7 protein-coding genes and 3 rRNA genes are annotated in these 12517 nt (G+C 56.0%); 1 reads left to right on the top strand and 9 read right to left on the bottom strand.

The window, feature by feature from the left end; all coding sequences use genetic code 11:
* Positions 1-31: 31 nt before the first annotated feature.
* The 5 genes from radA to NZD89_RS01635 form a co-directional block, all read right to left on the bottom strand.
* Complete coding sequence (radA, locus tag NZD89_RS01655) at positions 32-1381, bottom strand: DNA repair protein RadA (protein WP_268006130.1); 1350 nt, start codon at positions 1379-1381, stop codon at positions 32-34.
* A 258-nt stretch (positions 1382-1639) separates the two neighbouring features.
* Positions 1640-4075, bottom strand: coding sequence for an ATP-dependent Clp protease ATP-binding subunit (locus NZD89_RS01650; protein ID WP_268008363.1), 2436 nt, complete (start codon positions 4073-4075; stop codon positions 1640-1642).
* On the bottom strand, positions 4072-5151 hold the full coding sequence (gene mcsB, locus NZD89_RS01645) for a protein arginine kinase (protein WP_268006129.1): 1080 nt from the start codon (positions 5149-5151) through the stop codon (positions 4072-4074). Before mcsB ends, NZD89_RS01650 begins: the two co-directional genes overlap by 4 nt.
* 12 nt (positions 5152-5163) lie before the next feature.
* Positions 5164-5682, bottom strand: a complete 519-nt coding sequence (mcsA, locus tag NZD89_RS01640) for a protein-arginine kinase activator protein McsA (protein ID WP_268006128.1) — start codon at positions 5680-5682, stop codon at positions 5164-5166.
* A 37-nt stretch (positions 5683-5719) separates the two neighbouring features.
* Entirely contained in the window at positions 5720-6190 is a 471-nt protein-coding gene (locus NZD89_RS01635) for a CtsR family transcriptional regulator (RefSeq protein WP_268006127.1), read from the bottom strand.
* A 222-nt stretch (positions 6191-6412) separates the two neighbouring features.
* Between NZD89_RS01635 and NZD89_RS01630 the strand changes: the two genes are divergently transcribed.
* Complete coding sequence (locus tag NZD89_RS01630) at positions 6413-6982, top strand: TetR/AcrR family transcriptional regulator (RefSeq protein WP_268006126.1); 570 nt, start codon at positions 6413-6415, stop codon at positions 6980-6982.
* Between the two features lie 199 nt (positions 6983-7181).
* On the opposite strand, the gene rrf is transcribed toward NZD89_RS01630, so the two are convergent.
* The 4 genes from rrf to NZD89_RS01610 all read right to left on the bottom strand — a co-directional run bounded on the left by rrf (position 7182) and on the right by NZD89_RS01610 (position 12257).
* Positions 7182-7298 (bottom strand): 5S ribosomal RNA (gene rrf, locus NZD89_RS01625).
* Positions 7299-7452: 154 nt separating this feature from the next.
* Positions 7453-10396: ribosomal RNA gene (locus NZD89_RS01620) — 23S ribosomal RNA — on the bottom strand.
* A gap of 87 nt (positions 10397-10483) precedes the next feature.
* Positions 10484-10666: a hypothetical protein gene (locus NZD89_RS01615; RefSeq protein WP_268003504.1), complete on the bottom strand. Its 183-nt coding sequence runs from the start codon at positions 10664-10666 to the stop codon at positions 10484-10486.
* A 60-nt stretch (positions 10667-10726) separates the two neighbouring features.
* Positions 10727-12257, bottom strand: a 16S ribosomal RNA gene (locus tag NZD89_RS01610).
* The 16S, 23S and 5S rRNA genes sit together here, the layout of an rRNA operon.
* Positions 12258-12517 lie beyond the last annotated feature (260 nt).

The raw sequence follows: 12517 nt of genomic DNA, 5'->3' as shown, positions 1-12517 counted from the left end.
AATATCGTCACCTCTATAGCCGTACAACCTTCTAAAACGCGAGTTGTATGGCGTCCTGCAGCGATTTCACTTGAATGACCTCGAGCCCTGAAAAGGTCTCTGCGAGCGACTGGCCCGCAGGTACAAAACAGCGAGCAAATCCCAATTTTTGCGCCTCGCGCAAACGTTCTGACAAGCGGGTGACCGTGCGTACCTCGCCCGTCAAACCCACCTCGCCGATATACAGATCTCCGCGTGCCAGCGGTCTGTCTCGGTGGCTGGACACGAGCGCGAGAGCGATGCCGAGATCGACCGCCGGTTCGTCTACCCGCACGCCGCCCGCGACGTTGACATACGCATCCGACGCCTGAACTTGCAGACCGATGCGCCGTTCCAGGACGGCGAGCAACATACTCACGCGCGAGTGATCCGCCCCAGTCGACATCCTGCGAGGCGTGGCGAACCCGGTCGGCGCGACCAGCGCCTGTACCTCGAGCAACAGCGGTCGCCGCCCTTCCATGGCGGCCACGACGGCAGAACCCGGTACGACCGTCTGCCGTTCCGATAGAAATAGCAGGGACGGATTCGAGACCTCTCGCAGCCCATCGTCATGCATCTCGAACACGGCCAGTTCATTGGTCGATCCGAACCGGTTTTTCACCGCCCGCAATACTCTATACATATGATGTCGTTCGCCCTCAAAGTATAGTACGGCATCAACCATATGCTCAAGCATCCTCGGTCCGGCTATCGCTCCATCCTTGGTGACGTGACCCACGATGAACGTCGCGATGTTCTGCTGCTTCGCGAGGCGCAACAGCACTCCGGTGCACTCGCGGACCTGCGCCACACTGCCCGGTGCGGAAGTGAGGCTGGGGCGAAAGACCGTTTGAATCGAATCGATGATCAAAAAATCGGGCTTGAGGGCGGCGGCGGATTCGACGACGAGATCGAGATCGGTTTCCGCCAACACGTACAGTTCCTTGTGAACCGTTCCAAGGCGCTCTGCTCGGAGCCGAATTTGGCTCGCCGACTCCTCGCCTGACACATATAGCACACGCTTGTTCTGAGATGCGATGGACTGAGACAATTGAAGCAGTAGTGTGGACTTTCCGATTCCTGGGTCACCGCCGATGAGCACCAGCGACCCGGGCACAATCCCGCCTCCGAGCACGAAATCACACTCTGTTAACCCTGTCCGCACCCGCTGTTCGGTCTGCGGCGGAATCGATTCGATGGGCATCGGCTGCATTCGCGTCCCTGTCACAGGGCCGGTCCGCGACGTCGCTACCGTTTCCTCAATGAGGGTGTTCCACTCTCCACACCCTGGGCAACGCCCCATCCACTTTATTTCAACATGTCCGCACGCGGTGCAAACATACTGCGTTTTCGTTTTTGCCAATCAGCCGTCCCCCTAATCACTCGTCTTCTCCATCATACAGAAGTGAGCGATGCCGTCCATGATAAATGCATAAAAGAGGCTGTCCCAAAAGTAAATTTTCGTTTTCGGAGCTCCACTCTGGCGAACCCCATTTAGCAGAAAAAACCTCCACCTCCACTTTTGCAGTGGATTTGGAGGCTTTTTCATTCAAATTTCGGGACTGTCTGATGTAGTGCCACCGTTCGGCACAGCCCCCAATCAGGCTGCAGGAAACTCAGCTTAGACCTGAGGAGCAGCTTGGGCCTTTTGAACGACTTTCAGTTCGTTCCCATCGAGACCCAGCAGCACCTTGTCGCCGCGTGTCACGCTTCCAGACAACAGGGCTTCGGAAAGCCTATCCTCGATGTGGCGCTGAATGGCCCGTTTTAGCGGCCGTGCGCCGTACTGTGGATCAAAGCCCTCTTTCGCCAGGAACTGTTTCGCCTCCTCTGTCAGGGCGAATTGAACGTCCTGCTCAGCGAGTCGCTTCTGCAAATCCTTGACCATCAACTCGACGATTTGACCAATTTGCCCCTCATCGAGTGAGTGGAAGACGATGATTTCGTCGATCCGGTTGATAAACTCCGGCCGGAACGTCCGCTTTAAATCCTGCATGACCTTTTCCTTCATGTCGTTGTACTGACTCGTATTGTCCGGCTTGAACCCGACACTGCCGCCCTTGCGCAACTCCTCTGCGCCGACGTTGGAGGTCATAATGATGACTGTATTGCGGAAGTCGACCGTGCGACCTTTGCCATCGGTAAGGCGTCCGTCGTCCAGCACTTGAAGCAGGATGTTGAACACTTCCGGATGTGCCTTCTCAACTTCGTCGAGCAACACGACCGAGTAGGGCTTGCGACGGACCTTCTCCGTCAACTGTCCACCTTCATCGTAGCCGACGTATCCCGGAGGAGAGCCGACTAGGCGCGATGTCGAATGGCGCTCCATAAACTCCGACATGTCGACACGGATCATCGCATCTTCGTCGCCGAAAATGGATTCGGCCAGGGCCCGCGCCAATTCCGTCTTGCCGACACCAGTTGGGCCGAGGAAGATAAAGGACCCAATCGGGCGCTTCGGGTCCTTCAACCCAGCCCGAGCCCGACGGATGGCCCGTGAAACCGCCTCGACGGCTTCGTTTTGACCGATCACGCGGTTGTGCAGCACCGTTTCCATGTTCAATAGGCGTTCCGATTCCTCTTGCGCCAACTGTTTTACGGGAACCCCAGTCCAGGCGGCCACGACGTGCGCGATGTCGTCCGGGGTGACGCGAACGTCGTCGTGTTGCTGGGTTTGCTGCCAATGCTCCTTGAGTTCCTCAAGCTCTTGCTTGATCTTCTGCTCTTGGTCGCGCAGGTTGGCGGCCAACTCAAATTCTTGTCCCTGCACAGCCGAATCCTTTTCGCTGCGCACCTTCTCCAGCTTCTGCTCGAGGTCCTTCAGGTTCGGGGGCGCGGTGTGTGTGCGCAACCGCACTCGGGAACCTGCCTCGTCGATCAAGTCGATCGCCTTATCCGGCAAGAACCGATCCGAGATGTACCGCTCCGACAACCGAACCGCTGCGTCCAGGGCCTCATCGGTGATTTTCACGCGGTGGTGCGCCTCATAGCGGTCGCGCAGCCCCTTCAAGATCTCCAGTGCCTCTTCCGGCGACGGTTGGTCTACGGTGATCGGCTGAAAGCGGCGTTCGAGCGCGGCGTCCTTCTCGATGTGTTTGCGATACTCGTCGAGCGTCGTCGCACCGATACATTGGAGCTCGCCGCGCGCGAGTGCCGGCTTCAAGATATTCGAGGCGTCAATCGCGCCCTCGGCACCTCCGGCGCCGATCAGCGTGTGCAATTCGTCGATGAAGAGGATGATATTCCCGGCCTGCCGAATTTCATCCATGATTTTTTTCAGGCGATCCTCAAATTCCCCGCGGTACTTTGTGCCGGCGACGACGGTGCCCATATCGAGTACCATGACTCGCTTGCTGCGCAGCGTCTCCGGAATGTCGCCTGCGACAATTCGCTGAGCGAGTCCTTCGGCAATCGCCGTCTTACCGACGCCCGGCTCCCCGATGAGCACCGGGTTGTTCTTGGTCCGGCGGGATAGCACCTGGATGACGCGCTCGATTTCGCCGGCTCGGCCGATGACGGGATCGAGTTTGCCATCTCGAGCCATCTGCGTGAGGTCGCGTGCCAAACCGTCGAGCGTTGGTGTGCCTGCGGTGCTGTCCTTGTCCCCAGCCAGCTCCGCTGCGTCTCCGCCGAGCAGTTGGAGCACCTGTTGCCGCGCTTTGTTCAGGCTCACGTTCATATTCGCGAGCACGCGCGCTGCCACGCCTTCGCCTTCCCGAATGAGGCCGAGTAGAATGTGTTCTGTACCGACGTAAGTATGGTTGAGCTTGCGCGCCTCATCAATCGACAGTTCGATGACCTTCTTTGCGCGGGGCGTGTAGGTCATCGCGCTGGACTGCCCTTGTCCTTGACCGATGATGCGTTCAACTTCCTGCTGAACTTTATCTGCCTGTACGCCGAGCATTTGCAGGGCGCGCGCTGCAATCCCTTCCCCTTCGCGGACAAGACCAAGCAGGATATGCTCTGTCCCTACACCAGGGTGATGTAACCGAGTGGCCTCCTCTTGCGCCAATGCCAACACTTTTTGGGCTCGTTCCGTAAATCGTGCGTACATTATCCATGCACCTCCGTATCATCTAGTCGTAGACGTTCACGAATCAACGCTGCCCGCCGCACGTCCCGCTCTGAGGCGGACAACTCGCGACTAAAGTACTTTTGCAGAAAGGCTGGTTGAGTTGTGACCATCAGTTCTTTCAGAATCCCTGCAGAGACCCCTTGAATAATGCCGAGATCGATCCCCAGTCGCACATCTGACAGGCGCTCCAGCGTCTCGCGAGAGTCCATCCGCCGCGCGTACGCCAGGATGCCAAACGAGCGGCTCACCCGGTCTTCGAGTTGCGTCCGATTGCGCTGCAACAATTGTTGTCGCGCGTTTCGTTCGTGCTCTATCAATTGGTAGACCACGCTCTGCAGATTTCCTATGATCTCTTCCTCAGTCTCGCCGAGAGTGATTTGGTTTGATACTTGGAAGAGGTTTCCGAACGACTCAGAACCCTCGCCGTAAATCCCTCGCACCGCCAAACCGACTTGTGACACTGCGGAGAGCAACCGATTGATGCTGCCCGACAAGACGAGGCCCGGCAGATGCATCATGACAGAAGCCCGGATGCCGGTGCCGACGTTCGTCGGACACGCTGTTAAGTATCCATACTTCTCGTGGAACGCGTAGACCAATTTATTCTCTAGGGCGTCATCGATGGACGTGGCCAACTTCCACGCTTCCTCCAGGCGCATGCCCGGCAGTATACATTGAATGCGGATATGATCCTCTTCATTCACCATAATGCTGACGAGCTCATCGTCACGCAGCACTACGGCGCCATGTTTCTCCTGCTCGGCGAGATCCGGACTGATGAGATGCTTCTCCACAAGCACCTGGCGGTCCAGCGCGGACAAATCCTGACATCGAATCAGCTCGTACTGACCAAGCGCCTTGAGGGGCGCCGCTTCAATCGCCTTGCCTACCATTTCGATCACGTCGGTCGCATGACTGTCCGTCTGCAGAATTGGGAACGGATAGCCCTGCACATTTCGCGCCACGCGGATTCGACTCGTCAGCACGATGTCATCGTCCGGGCCGCCATCTCGCATCCAACGGCTCATTGCCCGCTGGAGAAAATCGCTGAGCGACATACGCATCCCTCCCTACTTATCCGTGCCCTGCTCAAGCGCCCGAATTTCATCCCGGAGCTCGGCGGCCCGCTCGAAATTTTCATCGACGACCGCCTGTTGCAGTTGACGTCGAAGCACCTCCAGCTGCCGTTGCTGCGCGATGGTGTGACCTGACTTCACGGGCACTTTCCCGGTGTGGCTATTGCCTGTCTGAATGCGGCGAAGTAACGGTTCGAGGCGACTCGAGAAGCTTTCGTAACAGTCTGGGCATCCGAAACGGCCCAATTGCGTGAATTGGTTATACGTCATGCCACAGCTCGAGCACCTCAATTGAGTCGTTTGCGCCGGCGCGACCCCAGAGGAGGATTCCATGTTCAACAGCCCACTCAGGAGCTTGTTAAAATCGAATGCGTTGCCAGAGACGAACGGATGCATGATTTCACCCTGCTCCTTTGCACACTGTTCGCACAGGTGATATCCTGTTTTCTCACCGTTCACAATCTTCGTCACATGGACGGTTGCTGCCCGCTCGTGACATCGTTCACAAAGCATGTATTACAACACCTCCAATACACAACTGCCACGGGAGTCACTCGTCTTCATACGTCGCAATGACTTGAATGGCTGTGTACAACAGTCGAGATCGCAACAGATCTCGCAGGGGCAACTCCACATTGACCACTTCTCTGCGCAACATGTTCTGGATGATTACCGCCTCGCGTCGCGTCAACCAAGACTCGCGCAGCAGCCGGTCGACAAGCGCCTCCGACGCCGACTGACTCAATTCCTTCGGCCAATTGCGCAACAACTGCAGCAGAGTGTGTTCAGGGTCGAGCTTGATTTCGCGAATTCGAATGTAGCCGCCGCCACCGCGCTTAGACTCCACCACGTAACCGTGATCCGTCGTAAACCGCGTGCTGATGACGTAGTTGATCTGCGAAGGCACGCAGTTAAACAGCTCCGCCAGCTCACTTCGCTGAATCTCCACAACCCCGAGGTCGCTCTCCTCGAGAATGCGCTTAAGGTATTGCTCGATAATATCTGATATGTTGTTCGGCATGGCTGATTACTCCCATCCTTCGGTAGCACCGCCCTCTGACTTTCACTTATATTGACTTTGACTTTTGTTGACCATATTATACACCGACGTTGCGGAAACGCAAGCGTGCCAAAGTCGTTGATAATCAACCGTTTTCAAGTTAAACTCTTCCCAACATGACCACGTTCCATGACATCAACTGCAAAAACTCGTCACGGTTCGTGTACAGAAAGGAGCCCGGCGATGTCTTCCAACAAACAAAATGAAATTGCGCTCGCCGCGGTGAAGCTGTTCGAACAAAAGGGCTACCGCGCCACTTCCGTACAGGACATCGCGGACGCCGTCGGACTTCAAAAGGGAAGTTTATATCATTACATTGCATCCAAAGAGGATTTATTAATGCAAATCGCCCACCAGGCGATTCTCCAGTTCAACGAACAACTTCAGTCCATCTTGGCGCAGGACATCTCCGCGCGCCAAAAACTTGAGCTGATGATCCGCACGCATCTCACCATGTCCATCGACAACCTGGAGACGACGACCGTTCTCTGGCGCGAAGCGTTCGCCCTGGGCGAAGGCCCGCAGGAAGTGATTGCGCGGATGTCTGACGAATACCTTAATCTCGTCACACAAATCCTTCGGGAAGGTGTTCAATCCGGGGAATTTCACGTCACAGAGCCGCGCGTTACGGCACTCGCCATCCTCGGCGCCTGCAACTGGGTATACCGGTGGTATCAACAGTCGGGCTCCCTCAGCGCCGAAGACATCTCTGACATCTTTGGCCGCCTCTTCCTCGACGGCCTGTTGACCTGAACATCTAGATGATCTCCACAACCATAAATGTCTGCAAACCCAGACAGCCGCGTCTTGATATTCATCCTCATTCTCTGGCCGCTTGTTCCGCAAGTGGCCCCGTTCACTTTACCGTCATCGATTCCATCGTCATTCACGCGACCAACACAAAAAGACCCCGAGGTAGGCATTTCTGCTTCCCTCAGGGTCCAACTCATTCGCCTGGCAACGACCTACTTTCCCAGCCCCTCTCGGGACAAGTATCCTCGGCGCTGGAGGTCTTCACGTCCGTGTTCGGTATGGGTACGGGTGTTTCCCCTCCGCTATGGTCACCAGACCGCTTGGCGTTCAGGTATTCGTTCGCACGGCTTCGGCCTATCGGCCTGCAGATGTGCTACTCACACCTTCACTCAAGCTTCCAGTTACGTCGCTCCGTAACTTTGTCTTTATCCTCGCTCCTGAATCATGGAACAACCTCTTCTTCTGTTCATCGGGTGAAGCCCTCGACCGATTCGTATCTGTCCGCTCCACGTATCACTACGCTTCCACGCCAGACCGATCTACCTTGTCTTCTTCAAGGGGTCTTACTTCCCTAACGGAATGGGATACGTTATCTTGAGGCAGGCTTCGCGCTTAGATGCTTTCAGCGCTTATCCTTTCCCGACTTGGCTACCCAGCTATGCTTCTGGCGAAACAACTGGTACACCAGCGGTCGGTTCATCCCGGTCCTCTCGTACTAAGGACGACCCCTCTCACGTATCCTGCGCCCGCGGCAGATAGGGACCGAACTGTCTCACGACGTTCTGAACCCAGCTCGCGTACCGCTTTAATGGGCGAACAGCCCAACCCTTGGGACCGACTTCAGCCCCAGGATGCGATGAGCCGACATCGAGGTGCCAAACCTCCCCGTCGATGTGAACTCTTGGGGGAGATCAGCCTGTTATCCCCGGGGTAGCTTTTATCCGTTGAGCGATGGCCCTTCCACTCGGTGCCACCGGGTCACTAAGCCCGACTTTCGTCCCTGCTCGACCTGTCCGTCTCGCAGTCAAGCTCCCTTGTGCCTTTACACGCTTCGCGCGATTTCCATCCGCGCTGAGGGAACCTTTGGGCGCCTCCGTTACTCTTTAGGAGGCGACCGCCCCAGTCAAACTGTCCACCTGACACTGTCCCATGACCAGTTTCATGGCCATTGGTTAGAACACAAGTACCTCAAGGGTGGTATCCCAACGCCGACTCCACTCAGGCTGGCGCCCAAGCTTCTCTGTCTCCCACCTATCCTGTACATGACGTACCCGTATCCCATATCAAGCTACAGTCAAGCTCCACGGGGTCTTTCCGTCTAACCGCGGGTAACCTGCATCTTCACAGGTATTACAATTTCACCGGGTCTCTCGTTGAGACAGCGCCCAAGTCGTTACGCCTTTCGTGCGGGTCAGAACTTACCTGACAAGGAATTTCGCTACCTTAGGACCGTTATAGTTACGGCCGCCGTTTACTGGGGCTTCAATTCAGAGCTTCGCCTTGCGGCTTACCCCTCCTCTTAACCTTCCAGCACCGGGCAGGCGTCAGCCCCTATACTTCGCCTTTCGGCTTCGCAGAGACCTGTGTTTTTGCTAAACAGTCGCTTGGGCCTTTTCACTGCGGCTTCTCTCGAAGCGCCCCTTCTCCCGAAGTTACGGGGCCATTTTGCCGAGTTCCTTAACGAGAGTTCTCCCGCGCGCCTTCGTGTTCTCCACGCGCCCACCTGTGTCGGTTTCCGGTACGGGCACCTCACCACTCGCTAGAGGCTTTTCTTGGCAGTGTGACTTATGGGACTTCGGTACTGTACTTCCCTCCCCATCACAGCTCACGATTACCAGGGTGCGGATTTGCCTACACCCCTCGCTCGCTGCTTGGACGGCCTCTTCCATCCGGCCGCTTCCCTCAGCCTCCTGCGTCACCCCTTCGCTCAATCGCGATGTTGGTGGTACAGGAATTTCAACCTGTTGTCCTTCGACTACGCCTTTCGGCCTCGCCTTAGGTCCCGACTTACCCTGGGCGGACGAGCCTTCCCCAGGAAACCTTGGGCTTTCGGCGGACAAGATTCTCACTTGTCTTTTCGCTACTCATACCGGCATTCTCACTTCCATCCGCTCCACCAAACCTCTCGGTTCAGCTTCCCCGCAAATGGAACGCTCCCCTACCATGTTTCCATCCATAGCTTCGGTGTCTGGTTTAGCCCCGTTACATTTTCCGCGCAGCGCCACTCGACCAGTGAGCTATTACGCACTCTTTAAATGGTGGCTGCTTCTAAGCCAACATCCTGGTTGTCTGTGCAACGCCACATCGTTCCCCACTGAACCAGTACTTTGGGACCTTAGCTGTTGGTCTGGGCTGTTTCCCTCTTGACCACGGGTCTTATCACTCGTAGTCTGACTGCCAGGTTCTTCGACAAAGTGGCATTCGCAGTTTGACTAGGCTTGGTAACCCTCGCGGGCCCCGCACCCAATCAGTGCTCTACCTCCACTTCTCATTCCCTGACGCTAGCCCTCAAGCTATTTCGGGGAGAACCAGCTATCTCCGGGTTCGATTGGAATTTCTCCCCTACCCCCAGTTCATCCCCTGGCTTTTCAACGCCAGTGGGTTCGGGCCTCCATGCGGTGTTACCCGCACTTCACCCTGACCAGGGGTAGATCACCCGGTTTCGGGTCGATGACGACAAACTATACCGCCCTATTCAGACTCGCTTTCGCTTCGGCACAGGCTCCTTCGCCTTCACCTTGCTTGCCATCATCACTCGCCGGTTCATTCTACAAAAGGCACGCCGTCACATGTCATGCATGCTCCGACTGCTTGTAAGCACACGGTTTCAGGTTCTATTTCACTCCGCTCCCGCGGTTCTTTTCACCTTTCCCTCACGGTACTATCCGCTATCGGTCGCCAAGGAGTATTTAGCCTTAGGAGGTGGTCCTCCCAGATTCCCACGGGATTTCTCGTGTCCCGCAGTACTTGGGGTCTGTTGCACATTCCACAATCCGTTTCGGTTACCGGGCTCTCACCGTCTATGGCCGGCCTTCCCATGCCGTTCTCCTACGCATTGCTTCCTGCTGGCTCCCTGCAGGTTGCCACCAACAGCCCCTCGACCCCGCATACGCATCGACTGCAGTCTGTACCACGTATACGGTTTAGGCTTCTCCGCTTTCGCTCGCCACTACTTACGGAATCGCGTTCGCTTTCTTTTCCTCGAGGTACTTAGATGTTTCAGTTCCTCGGTTGCCTCCGTACACCTATGTATTCAGTGTACGGTACTAGCGCTTCACACTAGCAGGTTTCCCCATTCGGACATCCACGGATAAATCGCTCGCTTACAGCTCCCCGTGGCATTTCGGTGTTCGCCCCGTCCTTCTTCGGCTCTTGGCGCCTAGGCATCCTCCGTGCGCTCTTTCTAACTTCACCGTTTTGACTTCCTAACCACAAACGTGATTATTCCATCTATAAATCCGGTTACGTTAACCTGTTACGCATTTACGGTTACCGGTTTACTTACTTTCGAGGTTGTTCCATATTCAGTTGCCAAGGTACCTCGCGCCTTCCAATCTGCTTCGGATTCCTTCGTTGGTCGTCCTCTGACTCGCTCACGTACAAAAGTACGCTCGACTCATCATCGTCCTCCCGCCTTGTACTCCTCGCATCTTGAAACGCGCTTTGAGTTTGCTTCCACCTCATACGAGGCTTGGCTCCCTCAAAACTAAACACCCACGTCCTAAAAGCCTTGTTTCTCCGTAGAAAGGAGGTGATCCAGCCGCACCTTCCGATACGGCTACCTTGTTACGACTTCACCCCAATCATCAACCCCACCTTCGGCGGCTGGCTCCTGAAAGGTTACCTCACCGACTTCGGGTGTTGCCGACTCTCGTGGTGTGACGGGCGGTGTGTACAAGGCCCGGGAACGGATTCACCGCGGCATGCTGATCCGCGATTACTAGCAATTCCGGCTTCATGCAGGCGAGTTGCAGCCTGCAATCCGAACTACGAACGGCTTTTTAGGTTTCGCTCCACCTCGCGGCTTCGCTTCCCGTTGTACCGCCCATTGTAGCACGTGTGTAGCCCAGGACATAAAGGGCATGATGATTTGACGTCATCCCCGCCTTCCTCCGACTTACGCCGGCAGTCACCTGTGAGTCCCCACCATTACGTGCTGGTAACACAGGTCAAGGGTTGCGCTCGTTGCGGGACTTAACCCAACATCTCACGACACGAGCTGACGACAACCATGCACCACCTGTCTCCTCTGCCCCGAAGGGAAGGACTATCTCTAGCCCGGTCAGAGGGATGTCAAGCCCTGGTAAGGTTCTTCGCGTTGCTTCGAATTAAACCACATGCTCCACTGCTTGTGCGGGCCCCCGTCAATTCCTTTGAGTTTCAGTCTTGCGACCGTACTCCCCAGGCGGAGTGCTTATTGGGTTTCCTTCGGCACTGGGGTGTGTCCCCCAACACCTAGCACTCATCGTTTACGGCGTGGACTACCAGGGTATCTAATCCTGTTTGCTCCCCACGCTTTCGTGCCTCAGCGTCAGTCACTGTCCAGCAAGGCGCCTTCGCCACTGGTATTCCTCCACATATCTACGCATTTCACCGCTACACGTGGAATTCCCCTTGCCTCTCCAGCACTCAAGTTATGCAGTTTCCAAAGCAATCCCAAGGTTGAGCCTTGGACTTTCACTTCAGACTTACACAACCGCCTACGCACGCTTTACGCCCAGTGATTCCGGACAACGCTTGCCCCCTACGTATTACCGCGGCTGCTGGCACGTAGTTAGCCGGGGCTTCCTCACTCGGTACCGTCTCACAAGGAGCTTTCCACTCTCCTTGTCGCTCTCCCCGAGCAACAGAGCTTTACAACCCGAAGGCCTTCTTCGCTCACGCGGCGTTGCTCCGTCAGGCTTGCGCCCATTGCGGAAGATTCCCTACTGCTGCCTCCCGTAGGAGTCTGGGCCGTGTCTCAGTCCCAGTGTGGCCGGTCACCCTCTCAGGTCGGCTACGCATCGTCGCCTTGGTGGGCCGTTACCTCACCAACTAGCTAATGCGCCGCGGGCTCCTCTATCAGCGATGCAGTTGCACCTTTCAACACAGGAAGATGCCTTCCCGTGTGTCATCCGGCATTAGCACCCGTTTCCGAGTGTTATTCCAGTCTGACAGGCAGATTGCCCACGTGTTACTCACCCGTCCGCCGCTAACCCCGAAGGGTTCGCTCGACTTGCATGTATTAGGCACGCCGCCAGCGTTCGTCCTGAGCCAGGATCAAACTCTCAAAAAATGTTACTGGCGTTACTTCATAAATGTCTCGACGATGACTGTCGTCTCGACCGAAACTTTTAGGCGTGTGTGTTTAGTTTTCAAGGAACCAAATCAATCAGTGCCACCGAAGCAGCTCAGCTAATATACCACGAATCTATCGTTGTTGTCTACTGGAACATTTTGCTTCAACTCGGTCGAACGTTACGGTTCGAAGCTGTGAGCCAATCAACCAGCGACTCGGTATATCCTGTTTGTTCAGCAGTGCCGCCGAAGCGACAG

The sequence above is a fragment of the Alicyclobacillus fastidiosus genome, assembly GCF_026651875.1.
GTDB lineage: Bacteria > Bacillota > Bacilli > Alicyclobacillales > Alicyclobacillaceae > Alicyclobacillus > Alicyclobacillus fastidiosus.
This window is presented reverse-complemented; position numbering and strand designations above follow the sequence as displayed.